The organism is Streptomyces sp. CB02058 (assembly GCF_001905505.1).
In the GTDB taxonomy this organism is placed as follows: Bacteria; Actinomycetota; Actinomycetes; order Streptomycetales; family Streptomycetaceae; genus Streptomyces.
Window position 1 is genome coordinate 1,465,965 of sequence record NZ_LIPG01000001.1, and the last position, 22,560, is coordinate 1,488,524.

23 protein-coding genes and 1 pseudogene are annotated in these 22,560 nt (G+C 71.2%); 22 read left to right on the forward strand and 2 right to left on the reverse strand.

The window, feature by feature from the left end:
• Nucleotides 1–26: 26 nt before the first annotated feature.
• Together AMK10_RS06750 and ffh are read left to right on the forward strand one after the other, a co-directional pair.
• Nucleotides 27–2,480 carry a [protein-PII] uridylyltransferase gene (locus tag AMK10_RS06750; protein ID WP_073745729.1) on the forward strand — a complete coding sequence of 818 codons (2,454 nt, stop codon included), beginning with the start codon at nt 27–29 and terminating at the stop codon, nt 2,478–2,480.
• Nucleotides 2,481–2,601: 121 nt separating this feature from the next.
• The gene (ffh, locus tag AMK10_RS06755) at nt 2,602–4,149 is read left to right on the forward strand and encodes a signal recognition particle protein (RefSeq protein WP_073745731.1); all 1,548 of its coding nucleotides are present in this window, start codon (nt 2,602–2,604) and stop codon (nt 4,147–4,149) included.
• A gap of 86 nt (nt 4,150–4,235) precedes the next feature.
• Here the strand turns inward: ffh and AMK10_RS06760 are convergent, their stop codons facing one another.
• Nucleotides 4,236–5,099: a methyltransferase domain-containing protein gene (locus tag AMK10_RS06760; protein WP_073745733.1), complete on the reverse strand. Its 864-nt coding sequence runs from the start codon at nt 5,097–5,099 to the stop codon at nt 4,236–4,238.
• 520 nt (nt 5,100–5,619) lie between these two features.
• Between AMK10_RS06760 and AMK10_RS06765 the strand changes: the two genes are divergently transcribed.
• The 17 genes from AMK10_RS06765 (at nt 5,620) to AMK10_RS06845 (ending at nt 18,562) form a co-directional block, all read left to right on the forward strand.
• The gene (locus tag AMK10_RS06765; protein ID WP_003965961.1) at nt 5,620–6,213 is read left to right on the forward strand and encodes a hypothetical protein; all 594 of its coding nucleotides are present in this window, start codon (nt 5,620–5,622) and stop codon (nt 6,211–6,213) included.
• Between the two features lie 155 nt (nt 6,214–6,368).
• Nucleotides 6,369–6,806 (forward strand): 30S ribosomal protein S16, encoded by a 438-nt coding sequence (gene rpsP / locus AMK10_RS06770; protein WP_073745735.1) that lies wholly within the window; start codon nt 6,369–6,371, stop codon nt 6,804–6,806.
• A gap of 2 nt (nt 6,807–6,808) precedes the next feature.
• Nucleotides 6,809–7,048 (forward strand): RNA-binding protein, encoded by a 240-nt coding sequence (locus AMK10_RS06775; protein ID WP_014153811.1) that lies wholly within the window; start codon nt 6,809–6,811, stop codon nt 7,046–7,048.
• Between the two features lie 106 nt (nt 7,049–7,154).
• Nucleotides 7,155–7,751, forward strand: coding sequence for a ribosome maturation factor RimM (rimM, locus tag AMK10_RS06780; protein ID WP_073745737.1), 597 nt, complete (start codon nt 7,155–7,157; stop codon nt 7,749–7,751).
• Nucleotides 7,751–8,572 carry a tRNA (guanosine(37)-N1)-methyltransferase TrmD gene (trmD, locus tag AMK10_RS06785; protein WP_073745739.1) on the forward strand — a complete coding sequence of 274 codons (822 nt, stop codon included), beginning with the start codon at nt 7,751–7,753 and terminating at the stop codon, nt 8,570–8,572. The genes rimM and trmD overlap by 1 nt, the downstream gene beginning before the upstream one ends.
• A 124-nt stretch (nt 8,573–8,696) precedes the next feature.
• Complete coding sequence (gene rplS / locus AMK10_RS06790) at nt 8,697–9,047, forward strand: 50S ribosomal protein L19 (RefSeq protein ID WP_014048592.1); 351 nt, start codon at nt 8,697–8,699, stop codon at nt 9,045–9,047.
• 45 nt (nt 9,048–9,092) lie between these two features.
• Entirely contained in the window at nt 9,093–9,863 is a 771-nt protein-coding gene (gene lepB, locus AMK10_RS06795) for a signal peptidase I (protein WP_073745741.1), read from the forward strand.
• Nucleotides 9,856–10,914, forward strand: a complete 1,059-nt coding sequence (gene lepB, locus AMK10_RS06800; RefSeq protein WP_073745743.1) for a signal peptidase I — start codon at nt 9,856–9,858, stop codon at nt 10,912–10,914. Before lepB (AMK10_RS06795) ends, lepB (AMK10_RS06800) begins: the two co-directional genes overlap by 8 nt.
• Nucleotides 10,832–11,713: a signal peptidase I gene (lepB, locus tag AMK10_RS06805; protein WP_073745745.1), complete on the forward strand. Its 882-nt coding sequence runs from the start codon at nt 10,832–10,834 to the stop codon at nt 11,711–11,713. The genes lepB (AMK10_RS06800) and lepB (AMK10_RS06805) overlap by 83 nt, the downstream gene beginning before the upstream one ends.
• A gap of 50 nt (nt 11,714–11,763) precedes the next feature.
• Nucleotides 11,764–12,540, forward strand: coding sequence for a signal peptidase I (gene lepB / locus AMK10_RS06810; protein WP_073745747.1), 777 nt, complete (start codon nt 11,764–11,766; stop codon nt 12,538–12,540).
• Nucleotides 12,530–13,018, forward strand: a complete 489-nt coding sequence (locus AMK10_RS06815; RefSeq protein ID WP_073745749.1) for an NUDIX hydrolase — start codon at nt 12,530–12,532, stop codon at nt 13,016–13,018. The genes lepB (AMK10_RS06810) and AMK10_RS06815 overlap by 11 nt, the downstream gene beginning before the upstream one ends.
• A 63-nt stretch (nt 13,019–13,081) precedes the next feature.
• Entirely contained in the window at nt 13,082–13,390 is a 309-nt protein-coding gene (locus AMK10_RS06820) for a DUF2469 domain-containing protein (protein ID WP_003965949.1), read from the forward strand.
• 132 nt (nt 13,391–13,522) lie between these two features.
• Entirely contained in the window at nt 13,523–13,882 is a 360-nt protein-coding gene (locus AMK10_RS06825) for a YraN family protein (RefSeq protein WP_073745751.1), read from the forward strand.
• The gene (locus AMK10_RS06830; RefSeq protein ID WP_073745753.1) at nt 13,882–15,504 is read left to right on the forward strand and encodes a YifB family Mg chelatase-like AAA ATPase; all 1,623 of its coding nucleotides are present in this window, start codon (nt 13,882–13,884) and stop codon (nt 15,502–15,504) included. Before AMK10_RS06825 ends, AMK10_RS06830 begins: the two co-directional genes overlap by 1 nt.
• A gap of 179 nt (nt 15,505–15,683) precedes the next feature.
• Nucleotides 15,684–16,820, forward strand: coding sequence for a DNA-processing protein DprA (gene dprA / locus AMK10_RS06835; protein ID WP_073746095.1), 1,137 nt, complete (start codon nt 15,684–15,686; stop codon nt 16,818–16,820).
• Between the two features lie 250 nt (nt 16,821–17,070).
• On the forward strand, nt 17,071–17,907 hold the full coding sequence (gene whiG, locus AMK10_RS06840; RefSeq protein ID WP_073745755.1) for an RNA polymerase sigma factor WhiG: 837 nt from the start codon (nt 17,071–17,073) through the stop codon (nt 17,905–17,907).
• 97 nt (nt 17,908–18,004) lie between these two features.
• A complete protein-coding gene (locus AMK10_RS06845; protein ID WP_073745757.1) occupies nt 18,005–18,562 on the forward strand; it encodes a TetR/AcrR family transcriptional regulator in 558 nt (185 codons plus the stop codon).
• 20 nt (nt 18,563–18,582) lie between these two features.
• Here AMK10_RS06845 and AMK10_RS06850 read toward each other — a convergent pair.
• A pseudogene (locus AMK10_RS06850) lies at nt 18,583–19,119 on the reverse strand (murein hydrolase activator EnvC family protein); the annotation flags it as partial.
• 557 nt (nt 19,120–19,676) lie between these two features.
• Between AMK10_RS06850 and rpsB the strand changes: the two are divergent.
• The 3 genes from rpsB to pyrH all read left to right on the forward strand — a co-directional run bounded on the left by rpsB (nt 19,677) and on the right by pyrH (nt 22,458).
• The gene (rpsB, locus tag AMK10_RS06855; protein ID WP_073745759.1) at nt 19,677–20,585 is read left to right on the forward strand and encodes a 30S ribosomal protein S2; all 909 of its coding nucleotides are present in this window, start codon (nt 19,677–19,679) and stop codon (nt 20,583–20,585) included.
• 101 nt (nt 20,586–20,686) lie between these two features.
• Nucleotides 20,687–21,523, forward strand: coding sequence for a translation elongation factor Ts (gene tsf, locus AMK10_RS06860; protein ID WP_073745761.1), 837 nt, complete (start codon nt 20,687–20,689; stop codon nt 21,521–21,523).
• 158 nt (nt 21,524–21,681) lie between these two features.
• The gene (gene pyrH / locus AMK10_RS06865) at nt 21,682–22,458 is read left to right on the forward strand and encodes a UMP kinase (protein ID WP_073745763.1); all 777 of its coding nucleotides are present in this window, start codon (nt 21,682–21,684) and stop codon (nt 22,456–22,458) included.
• The last annotated feature ends 102 nt before the right edge of the window (nt 22,459–22,560 follow it).

Sequence of the window (22,560 nt, forward strand, 5' to 3'; positions counted from 1 at the left end):
GTCCCTGTGAACGGAAAGGCAGCTGGGTGACGAGCACCGAAGTGACCACCGAATCCGAGGACTCGGGACCCAGCGGCTACGCGGCGGCCCGGCTGCGTCTCCTCCAGGAGGAGACGCAGTCCGGGCCGCCGCGCCGTGCCGCCCTGGCCCGGCTCACCGACGACTGGCTCACCGCGCTGTTCGCGGCGGCCGCCGAGGAGTCGGGCCTGCGCGGCGCAGCCCTCGTCGCCGTCGGCGGGTACGGCCGGGGCGAGCTCTCCCCGCGCAGCGACCTCGACCTGCTGCTCCTGCACGACGGCAGCGCCGACGCGGGTGCCGTGGCCACCCTCGCGGACCGGATCTGGTACCCGGTCTGGGACCTCGGCCTCGCGCTCGACCACTCCGTACGCACCCCCGCCGAAGCGCGCAAGACCGCGGGGGAGGACCTCAAGGTCCAGCTCGGACTGCTCGACGCGCGCCCCGTCGCCGGCGACCTCGGCCTCGTCGCCGGACTGCGCACCGCGGTCCTCGCCGACTGGCGCAACCAGGCTCCCAAGCGCCTCCCGGCCCTCGACGAACTCTGCCGCGAGCGGGCCGAGCGCATGGGCGAGCTCCAGTTCCTCCTGGAACCCGACCTCAAGGAGGCCCGCGGCGGCCTCCGCGACGCCACCGCCCTGCGCGCCGTCGCCGCCTCCTGGGTGGCCGACGCACCCCGCGAAGGGCTCGCCGAGGCCCGGCGCACCCTCCTCGACGCCCGCGACGCCCTGCACCTGACCACCGGCCGGGCCACCGACCGCCTCGCCCTCCAGGAGCAGGACCAGGTCGCCACGTCCCTCGGCCTCCTCGACTCCGACGCCCTGCTGCGCCAGGTGTACGAGGCCGCCCGCACCGTGTCGTACGCCACCGACGTCACCTGGCGTGAGGTCAACCGCGTCCTGCGCGCCCGCTCCGTCCGGCCCCGGCTGCGGTCCATCCTCGGCGGCGGCGCCAAGGCCGCCCCGGAACGCACGCCCCTCGCCGAAGGCGTCGTCGAGGCCGACGGCGAAGTCGTGCTCGCCCGCACCGCCCGCCCGGAACGCGACCCCGTGCTCACCCTCCGGGCCGCGGCCGCGGCGGCCGAGGCGGGACTGCCGCTCTCCCGCCACCTCGTGCGCCATCTGCGGACCGCGGTCCAGCCGCTGCCCGTGCCATGGCCGTCCCAGGCCCGCGAGGAGCTCGTCACCCTGCTCGGCGCCGGCGAATCCACCGTCGGCGTCTGGGAGGCCCTCGAAGCGGAAGGCATCATCACCCGCCTGCTGCCCGACTGGGAACGCGTCCACTGCCGCCCGCAGCGCAACCCCGTCCACACCTGGACCGTCGACCGGCATCTCGTCGAGACGGCCGTACGCGCCGCCTCGCTCACCCGCCGCGTCAGCCGCCCCGACCTCCTCCTGATCGCCGCCCTGCTCCACGACATCGGCAAGGGCTGGCCCGGAGACCACTCCGTCGCGGGCGAGGTCATCGCCCGCGACATGGCCGCCCGTATCGGCTTCGACAAGCAGGACGTGGCCGTCGTCGCCACCCTCGTACGCCACCACCTGCTGCTCGTCGAGACCGCCACCCGGCGTGACCTCGACGACCCCGCGACCGTGCGCTCCGTCGCCAACGCCGTGGGCAGCGCCTCCACCCTGGAGCTGCTGCACGCCCTCACCGAGGCCGACGCCCTCGCCACCGGCCCCGCGGCCTGGAGCTCCTGGCGGGCCTCGCTCGTCACCGACCTGGTCAAGCGGGTCGCCGCGCTGCTCGCGGGCGAGGAGCCCCCCGAGCCGGAACCGCTCGCGCCCAGCGCCGAGCAGGAGCGCCTGGCCGTGGAGGCCCTGCGGACCGGCGAGCCCGTCCTCTCCCTGCACACCCGGTCCGAACCGGCCGCCGAGGACGGCGAGCCCGAGCCCGTCGGCGTCGAGCTCCTCATCGCGCTGCCCGACCGTCCCGGGGTGCTGCCCGCCGCGGCCGGAGTCCTGGCCCTGCACCGCCTCACCGTCCGCGCCGCCGACCTGCGTGCCGTCGAGCTCCCGAACGAGCTCGGCGAATCGGCCGACCTGCTGGTGCTCAGCTGGCGGGTCGCGGCCGAGTACGGCTCGCTCCCGCAGGCCGCCCGGCTCCGGGCCGACCTCGTACGAGCCCTGGACGGCTCCCTGGACATCCGGGCCCGGCTGGCCGAGCGCGAGGCCGCCTATCCGCGGCGGCGCGGGGTGAAGGCGCCGCCGCCCCGGGTGACCGTGGCGGCGGCCGGCTCACGCCTGGCCACCGTGATAGAGGTCCGCGCCCAGGACGCCCCCGGGCTGCTGCACCGGATCGGCAGGGCGCTGGAGCAGAGCGAGGTGCGGGTGCGCAGCGCCCATGTCTCCACGCTCGGGGCCAACGCCGTGGACGCCTTCTACGTCACGGACGTCGACGGCGAACCGCTGGCGCCGCAGCGCGCGGCCGAGGTGGCCAGGGAGGTCGAGAAGGAGCTGGGCTGACGCCCCGCGCCGGCCCTCGTTCGTCACGAAAACGGGCGAGGGCTTTGCGTTCTCCGGGGTCCGGATACCCTGGAGGGCGACTGACCTGCCCCGCCCCCGACCCTGAGGACCGACGAGCGCCGTGTTCGATACTCTCTCCGACCGCCTTAGCGCGACTTTCAAAAACCTCAGGGGCAAGGGCCGCTTGTCCGAGGCGGACATCGACGCCACGGCTCGCGAGATCCGGATCGCGCTGCTCGAGGCGGATGTCGCCCTCCCCGTCGTCCGCGCGTTCATCGCCAACGTCAAGGAGCGGGCGCGCGGCGTCGAGGTCTCCCAGGCGCTGAACCCGGCCCAGCAGGTCGTCAAGATCGTCAACGAGGAGCTCGTCGGCATCCTCGGCGGCGAGACCCGGCGACTCAGGTTCGCCAAGAACCCGCCCACCGTGATCATGCTCGCGGGTCTCCAGGGTGCAGGTAAGACGACCCTCGCCGGAAAGCTCGGCCTCTGGCTCAAGGGCCAGGGCCACTCCCCGCTGCTCGTCGCCTGTGACCTCCAGCGCCCCAACGCCGTCAACCAGCTGAGCGTCGTCGCCGACCGCGCGGGCGTCGCGGTGTACGCCCCGGAGCCGGGCAACGGCGTCGGTGACCCGGTCCAGGTCGCCAAGGACTCCATCGAGTTCGCCAAGTCCAAGGTCCACGACATCGTCATCGTCGACACCGCCGGCCGCCTCGGCATCGACGAGGAGCTGATGCGCCAGGCCGCGGACATCCGCGACGCCGTCAGCCCCGACGAGATCCTCTTCGTCGTCGACGCGATGATCGGCCAGGACGCGGTCAACACCGCCGAGGCCTTCCGCGACGGCGTCGGCTTCGACGGCGTGGTGCTCTCCAAGCTCGACGGTGACGCCCGCGGTGGCGCGGCCCTGTCGATCGCCCATGTCACGGGCAAGCAGATCATGTTCGCGTCGAACGGTGAGAAGCTCGAGGACTTCGACGCCTTCCACCCCGACCGCATGGCGTCCCGCATCCTCGACATGGGTGACCTCCTCACCCTGATCGAGCAGGCGGAGAAGACCTTCAGCCAGGAAGAGGCCGCCAAAATGGCCTCCAAGCTGGCGTCGAGCAAGGGCAAGGACTTCACGCTCGACGACTTCCTGGCGCAGATGGAGCAGGTCCGGAAGATGGGCTCCATCTCCAAGCTGCTCGGGATGCTGCCCGGCATGGGGCAGATCAAGGACCAGATCAACAACATCGACGAGCGCGACGTCGACCGCACCGCCGCGATCATCAAGTCGATGACCCCGAAGGAACGTGCCGAGCCGACGATCATCAACGGCTCCCGCCGGGCCCGTATCGCCAAGGGTTCCGGCGTCGAGGTCTCCGCCGTGAAGAGCCTGGTCGAGCGGTTCTTCGAGGCACGCAAGATGATGTCGAAGATGGCCCAGGGCGGCGGCATGCCCGGGATGCCGGGGATGCCGGGCATGGGTGGCGGCGCCGGCCGTCAGAAGAAGCAGGTCAAGCAGGCCAAGGGCAAGCGCAAGAGCGGCAACCCGATGAAGCGCAAGGCCGAGGAGCAGGCCGCGGCCGCCCGACGCGAGCAGGCGGCCCAGGGCGGCGCGTTCGGTCTGCCCGCCCAGGAGGACAAGAACTTCGAACTCCCCGACGAGTTCAAGAAGTTCATGGGCTGACCGCCCGGACACACGCGAAGGGGCACCCCGCACGAGCGGGGTGCCCCTTCGCGTCGCCGTCGGGCACGCACACCGGGTGGCCGCCGTCAGGCCACGCACACCAGGTAGCGGAAGACGTTCGGCATCCACACCGTGCCGTCGGGCCGCAGATGCGGATGCAGGGCCTCCGCGACCTCCTTCTCCACCTGGACGCGGTCGGTCGCCCGTACCGCCGCGTCGAACAGCCCGGTCGACAGCAGGCCGCGCACCGCGCTGTCCACGTCCGCGTAGCCGAACGGGCAGGACACCCGGCCCGAGCCGTCCGGCTTCAGCCCGGCCCGCGCCGCGACCTCCTCCAGCTCGTCCCGCAGCGCCGGCCGCCATCCGCTCACGGGGCGCGGGGTGCGGGCGGACCCGGTCAGCCGCGCCGCGACCTGGAACACGGGAGCCGTGGCGCACCGCTCCGGCGGTCCCCAGCCGGCCAGCACCACCGTGGCGCCCCGCACGGCCAGCGGCACGGCGGAGGCCAGCGCGGGCGCGAGCCCCTCGGAGTCACCGGCGGCGCAGCCGACCGGCTGGAACGCGGTCAGAAGGTTGTACGGCGCACCGTCCCCCGCGGCCGACGGAAGGTCCTCCACGAGCCTCGCCCGTGGTTCCGGGCGGCCCGGAACGGGCTCCTGCCCCGGACCGGACACGAGGCGCTCACGGGCCAGGGCGAGACGGTCACGGTCGCTGTCGACGCCGGTCACCCGCGCCCCGCGCGAGGCCGCGATCAGCAGTGCCAGCCCGGAACCGCAGCCGAGCGAGAGCATCCGCGTCCCGGCCCCGACTTCGAGCCGCTCGTACACCGCCTCGTAGAGCGGCGCCAGCATGCGCTCCTGGATCTCGGCCCAGTCACGGGCACGGGTACCGGTGTCCACCGGGGCGGACGAATCCGCGTACCTGTGGTGCCGGACGAGCGTAGGTGTCATGGAATGCGCCCCAATCCGCCGTGAGGTCGGTCGTGCCCGAGTGAGGTCCCCCATGTCTGTGTGCTGTGTATGCGCGCCCACAGCCTCCGTATGTCAGAGAACTCCGCATCGGCGGTCCCGTCCAGGGGTCGGACGGGGTGGGATGGCATTGCTTGCGTGCTCCGGTCGTGCGCCCCCGGCGCCGCGTGGTGCGGGCGGACACCGGCAGCAGCGCGCCCGCTGCTCGCTTCCTCACAGTCTTACCCGACACACGGGGCGCAGCACGTCGAGCGCTCCCCGCTCCCTCGGCCCCCTCGGCGCACCGGTCGCTCCGTGCCGGGTAATGTCGCCCGCGCGGCCCTTGTCGGCGCCGGTGCGTACGCGTTGCTACGTACCACCTTGGTGCGAGCTGTGAGCCTTCTCCGCTGATCTGCGCACCCGCCCTCGTCCGGACGCATCAACGACAACTGACTGGTACGTGCAAATTATTTGGGATGCCCCGGAATAGGAACACCGGAGCACTCAGGCTCGTTGTCACGACGTGAGCACGACACCACCTGTACTTGCCGCAGAGCTGGCACAGGCGTGGGCCGACATTCAGCGGTACCACCCCGAGCTGCCCGATCTTGCCGCGCCAGAGTCCCTGATCGGAGAGTCCTCGTCCGCCTGTGGCGCCGAGCTCTCCTTCGAACGGCTGCTCCATGAGGCAGTCCACGGCATCGCCGCCGCGAGAGGTGTCCGGGACACCTCCCGCGCCGGCCGCTACCACAACCGACGCTTCCTCGCGATCGCCGAGGAGCTGGGCCTCGACCATGCCGAGGAGCCCCACCCCAGCAGCGGATTCTCGTTGGTGACGCTGAATCCCGAGGCCAAACGCAGATACCGCCCGACGACGGAACGGCTGCAGCGTGCGCTCAAGGCGCACACCGTCGCCACCGCCGCCGACACCAAGCGCTCGTTCCGCGGCCCCGCGGCGCGGCACGGCTCGTCCGGGGGAGGGGTGCGGGTCAAGGCCGTCTGCGACTGCGGGCGCAACGTCCGCGTCGTCCCGTCGGTCCTCGCCCAGGCGCCGATCGTCTGCGGCGGGTGCGGAAAGCCGTTCCGGATCCCGGAAGCGGCGGTCGCGGTGGGGTGACCCGGCGCGGTGTGGCACAATGGACAGCTGTACTCGACAGTCGCACAGGACCCCTCTCTCCTCCGGCTGACGCGTCCATCGGGCACCCGAGTACCGCAACCCCACGTGGCATCTTTTGTGCCCAACCACGTCAGAGACCAGGAGACACCACTTCCGTGGCAGTCAAGATCAAGCTGAAGCGTCTGGGCAAGATCCGTTCGCCTCACTACCGCATCGTCGTCGCCGACTCCCGTACCCGCCGTGACGGCCGGGCCATCGAGGAGATCGGCCTGTACCACCCGGTGCAGAACCCCTCGCGCATCGAGGTCAACGCAGAGCGCGCGCAGTACTGGCTGTCCGTCGGCGCCCAGCCGACCGAGCCCGTCCTCGCGATCCTGAAGCTCACCGGTGACTGGCAGGCCCACAAGGGCCTTCCGGCCCCGGCGCCGCTGCTGCAGCCGGAGCCCAAGGCTGACAAGCGCGCCCTGTTCGAGGCCCTGGCCACGGACGGCGACGAGGCCAAGGGTGAGGCCATCACCCAGAAGGCCAAGAAGTCGGACAAGAAGGCGGACGAGGCGGCTGACGCTGCGTCCACCGAGTCGACCGAGGCCTGAGCATGCTCGAGGAGGCTCTTGAGCACCTCGTGAAGGGCATCGTCGACAACCCCGACGATGTGCAGGTCGCCTCGCGTGACCTGCGCCGTGGGCGCGTCCTGGAGGTCCGGGTCCACCCGGACGACCTCGGCAAGGTGATCGGCCGCAACGGCCGCACCGCGCGCGCCCTGCGTACCGTCGTGGGTGCCATCGGCGGACGTGGAATCCGTGTCGACCTCGTCGATGTGGACCAGGTTCGCTGAAAGAGTTGAACACCGGCCGGGGCCGGGGAGGGCTTTCGAGCCGTCCCCGGCCTTTGTCGTCGGTACATGACCGCCTCCTCAGTAGAAGATCATCAGGAGAAGTAGCGTGGAGTTGGTAGTTGCGCGGATCGGTCGCGCCCACGGCATCAAGGGCGAGGTCACCGTCGAGGTGCGCACCGACGAGCCCGAGCTCCGGCTCGGGCCCGGGGCCGTGCTGGCCACGGAACCCGCCCACGTGGGGCCGCTGACGATCGAGACGGGCCGGGTGCACAGCGGGAGGCTGCTGCTCCGGTTCGAGGGCGTACGGGACCGTACGGCGGCCGAGGCACTGCGCAACACCCTGCTGATCGCCGAGGTGGACCCGGCGGAACTGCCCGAGGACCCCGAGGAGTTCTACGACCACCAGCTGATGGACCTCGATGTCGTCCTCGCCGACGGCACGGAGATCGGCCGGATCACGGAGATCACGCACCTGCCGTCCCAGGACCTCTTCATCGTGGAGCGTCCGGACGGCAGCGAGGTGATGATCCCGTTCGTCGAGGAGATCGTCACCGAGATCGACCTGGAGGAGCAGCGGGCCGTCATCACCCCGCCGCCGGGTCTGATCGACGAGAGCGAGGCCGTCATCGCCTCCACGCGCGACGCCGAGGAGGACGCCCCGGCCGGGGACGCCGGCGGCGAGTCCGGGAAGGGCGACGCCTGATGCGGCTCGACGTCGTCACGATCTTCCCCGAGTACCTGGAACCGCTGAACGTCTCGCTCGTCGGCAAGGCACGGGCCCGCGGCAGCCTCGACGTACAGGTGCACGACCTGCGGTCCTGGACCCACGACCGGCACAACACGGTGGACGACACCCCCTACGGCGGCGGCCCCGGCATGGTCATGAAGACCGGGCCCTGGGGCGAGGCACTCGACGAGGTGCTGGCCGACGGTTACGAGGCGGGGGCGCACTCCCCGGTGCTCGTGGTGCCCACCCCCAGCGGCAGGCCCTTCACCCAGGAGCTGGCCGTGGAACTCTCGGAGCGGCCGTGGCTGGTCTTCACGCCCGCCCGGTACGAGGGCATCGACCGCCGGGTGATGGACGAGTACACGACCCGGATGCCGGTCATCGAGGTCTCCATCGGTGACTACGTCCTGGCCGGCGGTGAAGCGGCCGTCCTGGTGATCACGGAGGCCGTGGCCCGGCTGCTGCCCGGAGTCCTCGGCAACGCCGAATCGCACAGGGATGACTCCTTCGCGCCCGGGGCCATGGCCGACCTGCTCGAAGGGCCGGTCTACACGAAGCCCCCGGAGTGGCGCGGGAGGGGCATCCCCGATGTGCTGCTCAGCGGCCATCACGGCCGGATCGCACGCTGGCGCAGGGACGAGGCGTTCCGTCGTACGGCGCTCAACAGGCCTGATCTGATCGAGCGTTGCGAGGCGTCCGGCTTCGACAAGAAGGACCGCGAGATCCTCTCCATCCTCGGCTGGTCCCCGGAGCCCGGCGGACGATTTTGGCGCAGGCCCGAGGCCGTGGAAGAATAGGCCCGCTGTACGTCCGGCGTGCGCCCCTGCCACAGGGGGAAAGACGCCCGCCCGATGTGATCAGCATCCGAACTTCACTCTCTCCCGTCGATGACCTGTGGCATCGGCGAAGAAAGCAGACAACATGGCTTCCCTGCTCGATGGCGTCAACGCCGCCTCGCTCCGTACCGACCTCCCGGCGTTCCGCCCCGGTGACACGGTCAACGTCCACGTGCGCGTGATCGAGGGCAACCGCTCCCGTATCCAGCAGTTCAAGGGCATCGTCATCCGCCGCCAGGGCTCGGGCGTCAGCGAGACCTTCACGGTCCGCAAGGTCTCCTTCAGCGTCGGTGTCGAGCGCACCTTCCCGGTGCACAGCCCGATCTTCGAGAAGATCGAGCTCGTCACCCGCGGTGACGTCCGTCGCGCCAAGCTGTACTTCCTCCGTGAGCTCCGCGGCAAGGCCGCGAAGATCAAGGAGAAGCGCGACCGCTGATTCCCCTCCGGCGTCCACAGCGCGGCCGGATAGGATTCGGCCCCGATGGACACGGAAGCACAGCACATGGAGCGCGATCGTTCCTCCGGCCCCGCAGACGGGACGGAGGAGGGGTCGCGCTTCACGCATGTCCCGGACCGGCCGGCCGCCTCGATGTCCTGGGGCCGGGCCGTCCTCATGGGCATGCTCTGCACGGTCGCCCTGCTGCTCCTCAGCTCTTTCGTGCTTCAGCCCTTCCTCATCCCCAGTGGCTCGATGGAGCCCACGCTGAGGGTCGGGGACCGGGTCCTCGTCAACAAACTGGCGTACCGTTTCGGCTCGGAACCGGTCCGCGGCGACGTGGTCGTCTTCGACGGCACCGGCTCCTTCGTGCAGGAGACGTCCGGGGGGAACGCCCTGGGCGCGCTGGTGCGCGGGGCGGCGGCTTCCCTCGGACTGGCCGAACCCGCCGGGTCCGACTTCGTGAAGCGGGTGGTGGGCGTGGGGGGTGACCGGGTGGTCTGCTGCGACAAGCGGGGGAGGCTCGAGGTGAACGGCGCTCCGGTGGACGAGGAGTACCTGCATCCGGGCGACCGGCCGTCCGACGTGGCCTTCGACATCGTGGTGCCCGAAGGCACCCTCTGGATGATGGGCGACCACCGGAGCAACTCACGCGACTCCCGTGACCACCTGGGGCAGCCCGGGGGAGGCATGGTGCCCGTCGAGCGGGTGATCGGACGGGTGGACTGGCTCGGCTGGCCGCTCGGCAGGATCGGTTCCCTGGAGGGGACCACCGCCTTCGCCGCCATACGGCCGGCGGACGTCGGCCATGGGTAACCGGGGGCGCAAGCGGGGAGAACCGGAGACGGGCCCGCCGCTGCCCACCGGCTCGAGGCCGACCACCGCGCGCTCGCTGCCCACCCGCGCGGAGCGCCGCCGGCTCGCCCGCAAGGTGAAGCGCCGCAGGCGCAGGTCCGCGATCAAGGAGATACCCCTCCTCGTCCTCGTGGCCCTGCTGATCGCGCTGGTGCTCAAGACCTTCCTCGTCCAGGCCTTCGTGATCCCCTCGGGGTCGATGGAACAGACCATCCGGATCGGCGACCGGGTCCTGGTGGACAAGCTGACCCCGTGGTTCGGCTCGGAGCCGCAGCGCGGTGACGTCGTCGTCTTCAAGGACCCGGGCGGCTGGCTCCAGCAGGAGCAGACCGCGGCCGAGGACCCGCCGGCCGGGATCAAACAGGTCAAGGAACTGCTGACCTTCATCGGGCTGCTCCCCTCCGAGGACGAGCAGGATCTGATCAAGCGCGTGGTGGCCGTCGGCGGCGACACCGTGAAGTGCTGCGGCGCCGACGGAAGGATCACGGTCAACGGCGTCGCGCTCGACGAGCCGTACCTGAACCCCGGCGATGTGCCATCCACTCTCAAATTCGAGGTAAAGGTTCCCCAGGGCCGGATCTTCGTGATGGGCGACCACCGCTCGAATTCCGCGGACTCGCGCTTCCATCTCGACAAGCCCGGGAAGGGCACGGTCTCCCAGGACGAGGTCGTGGGACGGGCCGTCGTGATCGCCTGGCCCTTCGGCCATTGGCGCAGGCTGGAGGAGCCCGGGACGTACGCCTCGGTCCCCGACGGGCGCGCCGGGACGACGGCCGCGCCGAGCCCGTCGAATAGTGTGTCCTCCCAGGATCGCAACGGAATGGTCCTGCTCCCGACCCCTGCGGAACTCCCGCTCGTTATGGGAGTGGTGGGCCTGCGCCGAATCGGGCGCGGGCGGTGGCACGGAGTGAGGAGTGGATGTGGGGGATTTGGCGGTCGGCGCACGATCCGGACACGACGAGCCCGAGGACCGGCCGGTGGGCGACGGGGTCCCGGGGGAGGCGGGGAGTGACGGCCATTCCGCGGACGGCGGGAGCACGGCGGTGAAGAAGCCCCGCTCCTTCTGGAAGGAACTGCCGCTTCTCATCGGCATCGCGCTCATCCTGGCTCTGCTGATCAAGACGTTCCTGGTGCAGGCGTTCTCGATCCCCTCGGACTCCATGCAGAACACGCTGCAGCGGGGCGACCGGGTGCTGGTCGACAAGCTGACCCCGTGGTTCGGCTCGGAGCCGGAGCGCGGTGAGGTCGTGGTCTTCCACGACCCGGGCGGCTGGCTCGAGGACACCGCGACGCCCGAGCCGAACGCGGTGCAGAAGTTCCTGAGCTTCATCGGGCTGATGCCGTCGGCCGAGGAGAAGGACCTGATCAAGAGGGTCATCGCGATCGGTGGTGACACCGTCGAGTGCAAGAAGAACGGGCCGGTCACGGTCAACGGCAAGGCACTGGACGACAAGTCCTTCATCTTCGAGGGCAACAGCGCCTGCGACGACGAGCCGTTCGGGCCGATCCATGTGCCCGAGGGCCGGATCTGGGTGATGGGTGACCACCGGCAGAACTCGCTGGACTCCCGCTACCACCAGGAGCTGCCCGGGCAGGGCACGGTGTCCACGGACGAGGTCGTCGGCCGGGCCATCGTCATCGCCTGGCCCGTCAACCGCTGGGCGACCCTGCCGGTGCCGAGCACGTTCGACCAGCCCGGTCTGAACGCGGCTGCGTCCGCGGCGGTGCCCGGAGCACTGGGTGTAGCCGGTGCGCTGCCCCTCGTGTTCTGGCGTCGACGCAGGCTGACCGCTGGGCGTACCGCCGGGTAGGGTGCCGACTCGGATCAGCGATTGTCGATCTCCGATGGGGGAGCGCTGGGATGAGTGGATCAGGACGTACGGGTGACGGCCGGGGCCGGCTCGGCAGTGTGTTGTCGAACCTGGCCGTGGCCGTCGGCTGTGTGCTCTTTCTCGGCTGCTTCGCCTGGGGAGCGGTGGTGTACAGGCCGTACACCGTGCCGACCGACTCGATGACCCCGACGATCAACGCCGGGGACCGGGTGCTCGCCGAGCGCGTGGAGGGCGGCGATGTCCGCCGCGGTGACGTGGTCGTCTTCGCCGACTCGACGTGGGGCGACGTGCCGATGGTGAAGCGGGTCGTCGGCGTGGGGGGCGACAAGATCGCCTGCTGCGACAAGGACGGCCGGCTCACCGTCAACGGCAAGCCCATCGAGGAACCGTATCTCCGGGCGGACGGCGCCTCCTCGCTCGTCGGGCAGGACGGAAAGGCCCCCGCCTCCCCGCAGAACTTCACGGCCGAGGTGCCCGAGGGGCAGCTCTTCCTCCTCGGTGACGAGCGCAGCACCTCCATGGACTCCCGCGTCCATCTGGAGGACCCGGGCCAGGGCTCGGTGCCGCGCAGTGCCGTCCAGGCCAGGGTGGACGCCGTGGCCTGGCCCATGAACGGAATGATCGGCAGGCCGGAGGCCTTCGCGGCGCTGCCCGGCGGGGTGTCGTCCAGCGGCCCGCTGCCGCTCCAGCTCGCCGGCGTCGTGGCAGGCGTGGTGCTGATCCTGGGCGGAGCCGCCTACGGCCCGCTGGCCGCCCGCTCCGCGCGCGGTACCAAGGGACCCAAGGCGTCCGCCGGTGCCCGCTGAGATCCGCAGGGTCGCCCGCGTGGTGCTCCTGGACCCGGACGACCGGATACTCCTGCTGCACGGTTTCGAGCCGGACGACCCCGCCGACAGCTGGTGGTTCACCCCGGGCGGCGGCCTGGAGGGCGACGAGACCCGGGAGGAGGCCGCCCTGCGTGAGCTCGTCGAGGAGACCGGGATCACGGACGTGACGCTCGGCCCGCTGCTGTGGACGAGGATCTGCTCCTTCCCGTTCGACGGGCGGCGCTGGGACCAGGACGAGTGGTACTTCCTGGCCCGTACGTCGCAGACCGCCACCGACCAGAAGGGCCTGACCGAGCTGGAGCTGCGCAGCGTCGCCGGTCTGAGGTGGTGGACTTCCGCCGAACTTCTCGCCACGCGTGAGACGGTGTATCCGACCAGGCTCGCCGGGCTGCTGCGCACGCTGCTCGACGAGGGTCCCCCGAGTGTTCCGCTGGTTCTCGCCCCCGAAATCGTCTAATCGGCCAGGGGTGCGTGGGGCTGACGCACAATAGGGGGACGCACGGCTGAAGGGGAACATGCCATGAGTGCCGAGGACCTCGAGAAGTACGAGACCGAGATGGAGCTGAAGCTCTACCGGGAGTACCGCGATGTCGTCGGTCTGTTCAAATATGTGATCGAGACCGAACGGCGCTTCTACCTCACCAATGACTACGAGATGCAGGTGCACTCGGTCCAGGGTGAGGTCTTTTTCGAGGTTTCCATGGCGGACGCGTGGGTCTGGGACATGTACAGGCCCGCCCGGTTCGTCAAGCAGGTCCGGGTACTGACGTTCAAGGACGTGAATATCGAGGAGCTCAACAAGAGCGACCTCGAACTTCCGGGCGGCTGATCCCGCGCAGGCCCCGCGATATCCCGGTTCACTCGTCCGAGTGGCCGGGATATGCACAATCACCCGGTTTTCCACCAAGATCCAATGGATCCGGCGGGGCGCGTCAGAGTCGGTGCCGGAGGTGGTGCCGAAATGAACGCACGGGGGGCACTCGGGCGGTACGGCGAGGATCTGGCGGCGCGGCTGCTGACCGAGGCCGGGATGACCGTCCTGGAGCGCAACTGGCGGTGTCGCGCGGGAGAGATCGACATCGTGGCCAGGGACGGCGACGCGGTCGTCGTCTGCGAGGTGAAGGCCCGCAGGGCGGGCTGCTTCGAGCATCCGATGGAGGCCGTCACACCGGTCAAGGCCGACCGCCTGCGCAGGCTCGCGGAGATCTGGCTCGACCGGCACGGCGGACCGCCGCCGGGCGGGGTCCGGATCGATCTGGTCGGGGTGATCCTGCCCAGGCGCGGCGCCCCGGTCACCGAGCATGTGCGGGGCGTGGCCTGATGGGGTTCGCGCGGGCGTGCTCGGTGGCGCTGGTCGGCGTCGAGGGCGTGGTGGTGGAGGTCCAGGCCGATCTGGAGCCGGGGGTCGCGGCGTTCACGCTGGTCGGCCTCCCGGACAAGAGCCTGGTGGAGAGCAGGGACCGGGTCAGGGCCGCGGTCGTCAATTCCGGCGCGGAGTGGCCGCAGAAGAAGCTCACCGTGGGGCTGTCGCCCGCCTCCGTGCCGAAGGGCGGATCGGGTTTCGACCTCGCTGTCGCGAGCGCGGTTCTCGGCGCGGCGGAGCGGATCGACCCGGCCGTCATCGCCGATGTGGTGATGATCGGCGAGCTCGGCCTCGACGGCAGGGTGCGCCCGGTGCGCGGGGTGCTGCCCGCGGTGCTCGCGGCGGCCGAGGCGGGGTACCGCCAGGTCGTCGTCCCGGAGCAGACCGCGGGGGAGGCCGCCCTGGTGCCTGGGATCTCCGTCCTCGGCGTACGGAGCCTGCGGCAGCTGATCGCGATCCTCGGCGACGAGCCGGTGCCGGACGAGCCCGTCGCCGAGCCGGGCCGTCCCGACACGATGCTGGCCGGACTGCTGGTGCCGGGAGCGGGCATCGGCACGGGCCTGGCCGCGCACGCCGCCGACGGCGCGGGGCACCGCCCCGATCTGGCGGATGTCGCGGGCCAGGCCAGGGCCCGCCACGCCCTGGAGGTGGCCGCGGCCGGAGGGCACCATCTGCTGCTCTCCGGGCCGCCGGGCGCGGGGAAGACCATGCTGGCCGAGCGGATCACGGCGATCCTGCCGCCGCTGAGCCGGCGGGAGTCCCTCGAAGTGACGGCGGTGCACTCGGTCGCGGGCATCCTTCCGCCGGGCGAACCACTGATCAGCAGGGCTCCCTACTGCGCACCCCACCATTCGGCGACGATGCAGTCCCTCGTCGGCGGCGGAAACGGCCTGCCCAGGCCGGGAGCGGTCTCCCTGGCGCACCGGGGCGTGCTCTTCCTCGACGAGGCTCCCGAGTTCTCCGGGCGGGCACTCGACGCCCTGCGCCAGCCCCTGGAGTCCGGACACGTGGTGGTGGCGCGCGCGGCCGGGGTCGTCCGGCTGCCCGCGCGATTCCTGATGGTGCTGGCCGCGAATCCCTGCCCGTGCGGCAGGCACACCCTGGCCGGAGCGGGCTGCGAGTGCCCGCCGTCCGCGGTGCGGCGTTACCAGGCGCGGCTCTCGGGCCCCCTGCTCGACCGGGTCGATCTGCGGGTCGAGGTGGAGCCGGTGGGGCGGGCCGACCTGATGGGCCGCGGCGGGCGCGGGGAGTCCTCGGCGGAGGTGGCCGCCCGGGTGCGGGAAGCCAGGGAGCGGGCCGCCGCACGGCTCGCGGGCACCCCCTGGAGCAGCAACAGCGAGGTGCCGGGGCACGAGCTGCGGACGAGGCTGGTGGCGGCGCCCGGCGCGCTCATGGCGGCCGAGCGGGACATGGAGCGGGGCGTCCTCACGGCCCGGGGCCTGGACAGGGTCCTGCGGGTGGCGTGGACCGTGGCCGATCTGAGAGCCGCCGACCGGCCGGACGCCTCCGACATCGCCGTGGCGCTGGAGCTGCGCACCGGCATCCAGCGCGGGGTGCCGATGAGGGCCGGTGCCTCGTGAACGGCCTCCCGGCTGCCGGTGCCGGCGGCTTCGGGGCCAGCGGTGCGAGCGGCCTCACGGCCGAAGGTGCCGACGGCTCCGAGGCCACCGGTGCGAGCGGTTTCCCGGCTGCCGGTGTTGACGGCCGCGCGTCGGCTGCCGGTGCCGACGGCCTTCCGGGCTGCGGCGACCAGGACAGGCTGGCGCGGGCGGCGCTCACCCGGGTGTTCGAACCGGGCGACGAGCGGGGAGGGCGCTGGCTCCGCGAGTTCGGGGCGGCTGAAGTGTTCCGGCGTCTGACCGGCACCGAAGCGACGGCCAGGACGCTCCGGGGGATGACCGAGGCGCGGCTCGGCGGCTATCGCCTGCGGGCCGCGGGCGTGGACCCCCACAAGGATCTGGCGGACATGGCCGCGGTCGGGGGGCGTTTCGTCTGCCCCGGGGACCGGGAGTGGCCGACCCAGCTCGACGACCTGGGTGACGCACGCCCGGTCGGTCTCTGGGTGCGCGGCGGACGCGATCTGCGCCTCTGGGCCCTGCGCTCGGTCGCCGTCGTGGGCGCGCGGGCCTGCACGCCGTACGGGGCGCACATGGCCGCGGCGCTCGGCGCGGGGCTGGCCGAGCGGGGCTGGGTGGTGGTCTCGGGCGCGGCGTTCGGTGTGGACGGCGCCGCACACCGGGGGGCGCTGTCCGCGGGCGGGGCGACGATGGCGGTGCTGGCCTGCGGGGTGGACGTGGCCTACCCCCGGGGCCACGCCGAGCTGATCGGGCGCATCGCGGAACAGGGCCTGGTCATGGGGGAACTGCCGCCCTCGGAGCACCCCACACGCAGCAGGTTCGTCCTCCGCAACAGGGTGATCGCGGCACTCACCCGGGGCACCGTGGTGGTGGAGGCGGAGTACCGCAGCGGCTCGCTGGTCACCGCGAGGAACGCGCAGCGGCTGGGCCGCTTCACGATGGGGGTGCCCGGCCCGGCCACCAGCGGTCTTTCGGCGGGAGTCCATGAACTCCTGCGGGGTGAGGGCGTCCTGGTGACCGACGCTGCCGAGATCTCGGAGCTGATCGGCGAGATCGGCGACCTCGCCCCGGTCGGACGTGGCCCCGTCCTGCCCAGGGACCACCTCGACGCCGTCTCCGCACGGGTCCTCGACGCGCTGCCCCGGAAGGGCGTGAAGGACGGCCGTGACGTGGCCCGGAGTGCGGGGACCTCGACGGACGAGGCGCTCGGACGTCTGTACGAGCTGTACTCACTGGGGTTCGTCGAACGCGAAGGCGACGGATGGAAGTTGACGAGTGGACCGACTTGCAATGGCGACGCGCGGCGAGGCGTTACTTGACCCGGAGCATTCGGGTGAAAAGGTAATGCCGATGACCTCGGAATTACCTCCTCAGGCCTCAGGACCCGCTGTGCGTGGAGACGGATCCGCCGTCGGACCGTCTCCGCCTGCGGGAGAGGACCGGCGCGATCGCATTGCACGGTTCCCTCGTCCAGCGCGCACCGCAACGCCGCAGTCACGCTACGCTCACAAGGAATCCGCCCCAGAGACACGTCCCAGAAGCTCACAGCAGAACGGCTCAAGGCACCACATGCCCCAGCACACCTCCGGGTCTGACCGCGCGGCAGCACCACCGGCTGCGCGTGGCACTGTGCGCCCTCCCGCCCCCTCCTCGCTCGACGAGTTGTGGCGTTCGTACAAGACCACCGGCGACGAGCGGCTGCGGGAGCAGCTGATCCTCCACTACTCGCCCCTCGTGAAGTACGTCGCCGGCCGGGTCAGCGTGGGGCTGCCGTCCAATGTGGAGCAGGCGGACTTCGTGTCCTCCGGAGTCTTCGGGCTGATCGACGCCATCGAGAAGTTCGACATCGAACGCGCCATCAAGTTCGAGACCTACGCGATCACCAGGATCCGCGGCGCGATGATCGACGAACTCCGGGCCCTGGACTGGATTCCCAGGTCCGTGCGGCAGAAGGCGCGCAACGTCGAGCGCGCCTACGCCACGCTGGAGGCCCAGCTGCGGCGTACGCCCTCGGAGGCCGAGGTCGCGGCGGAGATGGGCATCGCCCTGGAGGAACTGCACTCCGTTTTCAGCCAGTTGTCGCTCGCCAACGTGGTGGCGCTGGAGGAGCTGCTGCATGTGGGCGGTGAGGGCGGCGACCGGCTGAGCCTGATGGACACGCTGGAGGACACCGCCGCAGACAACCCGGTCGAGGTCGCCGAGGACCGCGAGCTCAGACGGTTGCTGGCCCGCGCCATCAACACGCTCCCCGAACGGGAGAAGACGGTGGTCACCCTCTACTACTACGAGGGCCTCACCCTCGCCGAGATCGGCAACGTCCTCGGCGTCACCGAGAGCCGGGTCAGCCAGATCCACACCAAGTCGGTGCTCCAGCTGCGCGCCAAACTGGCCGACGCCGGACGCTGAGCCGGGGCGGCTTCGGCCATCCGGTCCCGGACGCGCACCTTCCTTCGATCCCGTGCCGCCGTAGAGTGGTGGGGTGCCCAGGATTCGAGCGGCCTCCGTGGCCGAGCACCGGACCATGCAGCGCGGCGCCCTCCTGGACGCCGCGCGCTCCCTGCTGTCCGAGGGCGGTACGGAAGCGCTGACCTTCCCCGCCCTCGCCGAGCGCACCGGCCTCGCCAGGTCCTCCGTCTACGAGTACTTCCGCTCCCGCGCCGCCGTGGTCGAGGAGCTCTGCGCCGTCGACTTCCCCGTCTGGGCCGCCGAGGTCGAGAACGCCATGGAGCGCGCCTCCACCCCCGAGGCCAAGATCGAGGCCTACGTACGACGGCAGCTCGACCTGGTCGGGGACCGGCGGCATCGCGCGGTCGTGGCCATCTCCGCGAGCGAGCTGGACGCGGGCGCGCGGGAGAAGATCCGTGCCGCGCACGGCGGCCTGATCGCCATGATCGTCGAGGCGCTCGCCGACCTGGGCCACAGCGAGCCCAGGCTTGCGGCCATGCTCCTGCAGGGCTCCGTGGACGCCGCCGTGCGCAGGATCGAGCTGGGAGCGGCCGAGGAGCCCGGCATCGTGGCCGACACCGCCGTGGCCATGGTCCTGCGCGGCGTCAGGGGCTGAGCGGACCGGCGCCCCTCCTCCGGCAGCGGCACGCCGAGCACCGGCAGCAGCCGGGAGGGGCCCCGCCGCAGCAGTGACGGGGGAAGCAGCGACAGCGGGTCCAGATAGACGTCGCCGCGCCGCAGCCCCCAGTGCAGACAGCCGGATGCGCAGTGGGAGGGCTCCGGTCCGACCGCGCCCACCACCTGCCCCGCGCTCACCTCGTCGCCCAGGGCGACCCGCGCCCGCACCGGCTCGTACGTGAACCGGAGCGGTGGCTCCCCGCTCCGGGCCACATCGACGGAGACCACCCCGCGCCCCGCCACCGGCCCCGCGAAGGCGACCCGGCCGCCAGCGGCCGCCAGGACCGGGGTGCCCGGCGGGGCGGCGAGATCGACCCCCCGGTGACCGGGCCCGTAGGGACCGGCGGGCGGCTCCCAACCGCGTACGACCACGGGCCGGCCGGCGAGCGGCCAGACCCGGTCACCTCCCGTCGGCGGAGGAACGTCCGGGGGAGCGGCCCAGGCGGCGGACCCGCCGAGCAGCACCGCGAGCAGCACGGCCGTGACCAGCGCCATGAGCGTTACGGCAGCCGGATCCCCGGCCCGGGGCGTACCGGAAGGCGCTGCGGGCAGTCCGGCCCTGCGGCGCCCTGCGGGCAGCGCGCCGCAGGGCCGGGGCAGAGGCCGCGCCCCGGCATGGCGCGCGGCCGGCGGCCGTGGCAGGGGGCGACGCGAGGGCCGGGCCGGGCGCCGGAGCAGCGGTCGGGGCGAGGGCAGGGCCAGGGGCCGGGCCGGCTGTCGTGGCAGAGCCCGGAACAAGGGCCCGGCCAGGGACTTTCCATGGGTGAGGGGCATGACCGCACGATGCCCCGGCCGCCCGTCCCGCGGGGATCATGGCCCGGATCTGTGGACAGCCGGCCGCTTGTGGACATCGCCGTCACCCGGCACCCGGCGGGTCCCGTACACTTCTTCTGGCGATCCGGGTCACCGGGTCGACTTCGCACGCCCCTCCACCTCTCCTCTCTGCGGACGGTGGCCGCGCCTCTCGGTCCCTCGTGGCACGGCGCGTCGGGGCGTCAGGCGCGACAGCAATCCTGCGGTCGCGACAACCGAGCACCTCAAGGAGTACGGCCATGGCCGTCGTCACGATGCGGGAGCTGCTGGAAAGCGGCGTCCACTTCGGTCACCAGACCCGTCGCTGGAACCCGAAGATGAAGCGCTTCATCTTCACCGAGCGCAACGGCATCTACATCATCGACCTGCTCCAGTCGCTGTCGTACATCGACCGCGCCTACGAGTTCGTCAAGGAGACCGTCGCCCACGGCGGCTCCATCATGTTCGTGGGTACGAAGAAGCAGGCCCAGGAGGCCATCGCCGAGCAGGCGACGCGCGTCGGCATGCCGTACGTCAACCAGCGTTGGCTCGGTGGCATGCTCACCAACTTCTCCACCGTCTACAAGCGCCTTCAGCGTCTGAAGGAGCTCGAGCTCATCGACTTCGAGGACGTGGCCGCCTCCGGCCTCACCAAGAAGGAGCTCCTGGTCCTCTCCCGCGAGAAGGCCAAGCTGGAGAAGACCCTCGGTGGTATCCGCGAGATGCAGAAGGTGCCGAGCGCCGTCTGGATCGTCGACACCAAGAAGGAGCACATCGCCGTCGGTGAGGCGCGCAAGCTCCACATCCCGGTCGTCGCGATCCTCGACACCAACTGCGACCCCGACGAGGTCGACTACAAGATCCCGGGCAACGACGACGCGATCCGCTCCGTCACCCTGCTCACCCGCGTGATCGCCGACGCCGTCGCCGAGGGCCTCATCGCCCGCTCCGGTGCCGCCACCGGTGACTCGAAGCCGGGCGAGAAGGCCGCCGGCGAGCCCCTTGCCGAGTGGGAGCGCGACCTGCTCGCGGGCGAGAAGAAGGACGACGCCGAGGTTCAGTCCTCCGCCGAGACCGAGAAGGCCGCCGACGCCGAGCCGGCCGCCGCCGCTGCCGAGCAGGCCGAGACCCCCGCCGCCGAGGCCCCGGCCACGGACGAGCAGGCCTGACACCCGTCAGTCACGGCTGAATGACGGCGGGGGCCGGTGCACTGGCACCGCCCCCGCCGTTCACCCGTAGATCTTTCAGACTTCGAGAGAGAAACAGACTCATGGCGAACTACACCGCCGCTGACGTCAAGAAGCTCCGCGAGCTCACCGGCGCCGGCATGATGGACTGCAAGAAGGCCCTCGACGAGGCCGACGGCAACGTCGACGGCGCTGTCGAGGCGCTCCGTATCAAGGGCCAGAAGGGCGTCGCCAAGCGCGAGGGCCGTTCTGCCGAGAACGGTGCCGTCGTCTCCCTCGTCGCCGAGGACAAGACCTCCGGCGTCCTGGTCGAGCTGAAGTGCGAGACGGACTTCGTCGCCAAGGGTGACAAGTTCCAGGCCGTCGCCAACACGCTCGCCGCGCACGTCGCCGCGACCTCCCCGGCCGACATCGAGGCGCTCCTCGCGTCCGAGATCGAGCCCGGCAAGACCGTCCAGGCGTACGTGGACGAGGCCAACGCCAACCTCGGCGAGAAGATCGTCCTGGACCGCTTCGCGCAGTTCCAGGGCGCTTACGTCTCCGTGTACATGCACCGCACCATGCCGGACCTGCCCCCGCAGATCGGTGTCATGGTCGAGCTGGACAAGGCCGACGCCGACCTGGCCAAGGGCCTCGCGCAGCACATCGCCGCCTTCGCGCCGAAGTACCTGTCCCGCGAGGACGTCCCGGCCGAGGTCGTCGAGGCCGAGCGTCGCGTCGCCGAGGAGACCACGCGCGCCGAGGGCAAGCCCGAGGCCGCGCTCCCGAAGATCGTCGAGGGTCGCGTCAACGGCTTCTTCAAGGAGGCCACCCTCCTCGGTCAGCCGTACGCGCTCGACAACAAGAAGTCCGTTCAGAAGGTCCTGGACGAGGCCGGTGTCACCCTGAAGCGCTTCACGCGTATCAAGGTCGGCATCTGAGTCCGTCCGCGAACAACGGTGGACCCCGATAGGGTCTGGTGCAGTCGTCGGCCGCACCCAGCCGGACGACCGCAGATCTGACGAGGAGGCCATTGCCGCTGAGGGACGACAGACCCACCGGCAATGGCCTTCTTCGTATGTGCACGAGGAGAATCTCCATGAACAAGGGCGCGGACGCCACACACGGTGACCACAAGCGCGACGACGGCAAGATTTCCGGACGCTTCATGCTGAAGCTGTCCGGCGAGGCTTTCGCCGGTGGCGGAGGCCTCGGTGTCGACCCCGACGTCGTGCACGCCATCGCCCGCGAGATCGCCGCGGTCGTGCGCGACGGCGCCGAGATCGCGGTCGTGATCGGCGGCGGCAACTTCTTCCGTGGCGCCGAGCTCCAGCAGCGCGGCATGGACCGGGCGCGGTCCGACTACATGGGCATGCTCGGTACGGTCATGAACTGCCTGGCGCTGCAGGACTTCCTGGAGAAGGAAGGCATCGACTCACGCGTCCAGACCGCCATCACCATGGGCCAGGTCGCGGAGCCGTACATCCCGCTCCGCGCCGTACGGCACATGGAGAAGGGGCGTGTCGTGATCTTCGGTGCCGGCATGGGCATGCCGTACTTCTCCACCGACACGACCGCCGCCCAGCGCGCCCTTGAGATCGACGCACAGGCGCTGCTGATGGGGAAGAACGGGGTGGACGGGGTCTACGACTCCGACCCCAAGACCAACCCCGACGCGGTGAAGTTCGACGCCCTGGAGTACGGCGAGGTGATCGCCCGAGACCTCAAGGTCGCCGACGCCACCGCCATCACCCTCTGCCGCGACAACCAGCTCCCGATCCTCGTCTTCGAGCTGACCACGGAGGGCAATATCGCCCGCGCGGTCAAGGGTGAGAAGATCGGCACGCTGGTGAGCGACGAGAGCACCCGGGCCTGACGGCCCAGAAGATGGACAACGGCCTGCCGGTCGGACACCGTGCAGGTGAGGACGCGACGCAGGATCCGACGATGCCGGGTCCGCTCAAGACACGCAGGAGCA

Excerpts from the sequence above, each read along its gene's own strand:
- tsf (WP_073745761.1), top strand. The coding sequence starts at position 20,687 with ATGGCGAACTACACCGCCGCTGACGTCAAGAAGCTCCGCGAGCTCACC.
- AMK10_RS06825 (WP_073745751.1), top strand. The coding sequence starts at position 13,523 with ATGAACGCACGGGGGGCACTCGGGCGGTACGGCGAGGATCTGGCGGCG.
- AMK10_RS06775 (WP_014153811.1), top strand. The coding sequence starts at position 6,809 with ATGCTCGAGGAGGCTCTTGAGCACCTCGTGAAGGGCATCGTCGACAAC.
- AMK10_RS06760 (WP_073745733.1), bottom strand. The coding sequence starts at position 5,099 with ATGACACCTACGCTCGTCCGGCACCACAGGTACGCGGATTCGTCCGCC.
- lepB (WP_073745743.1), top strand. The coding sequence starts at position 9,856 with ATGGGTAACCGGGGGCGCAAGCGGGGAGAACCGGAGACGGGCCCGCCG.
- AMK10_RS06830 (WP_073745753.1), top strand. The coding sequence starts at position 13,882 with ATGGGGTTCGCGCGGGCGTGCTCGGTGGCGCTGGTCGGCGTCGAGGGC.
- pyrH (WP_073745763.1), top strand. The coding sequence starts at position 21,682 with ATGAACAAGGGCGCGGACGCCACACACGGTGACCACAAGCGCGACGAC.
- rplS (WP_014048592.1), top strand. The coding sequence starts at position 8,697 with ATGGCTTCCCTGCTCGATGGCGTCAACGCCGCCTCGCTCCGTACCGAC.
- lepB (WP_073745747.1), top strand. The coding sequence starts at position 11,764 with ATGAGTGGATCAGGACGTACGGGTGACGGCCGGGGCCGGCTCGGCAGT.
- trmD (WP_073745739.1), top strand. The coding sequence starts at position 7,751 with ATGCGGCTCGACGTCGTCACGATCTTCCCCGAGTACCTGGAACCGCTG.
- whiG (WP_073745755.1), top strand. The coding sequence starts at position 17,071 with ATGCCCCAGCACACCTCCGGGTCTGACCGCGCGGCAGCACCACCGGCT.
- rpsB (WP_073745759.1), top strand. The coding sequence starts at position 19,677 with ATGGCCGTCGTCACGATGCGGGAGCTGCTGGAAAGCGGCGTCCACTTC.
- lepB (WP_073745741.1), top strand. The coding sequence starts at position 9,093 with ATGGACACGGAAGCACAGCACATGGAGCGCGATCGTTCCTCCGGCCCC.
- AMK10_RS06820 (WP_003965949.1), top strand. The coding sequence starts at position 13,082 with ATGAGTGCCGAGGACCTCGAGAAGTACGAGACCGAGATGGAGCTGAAG.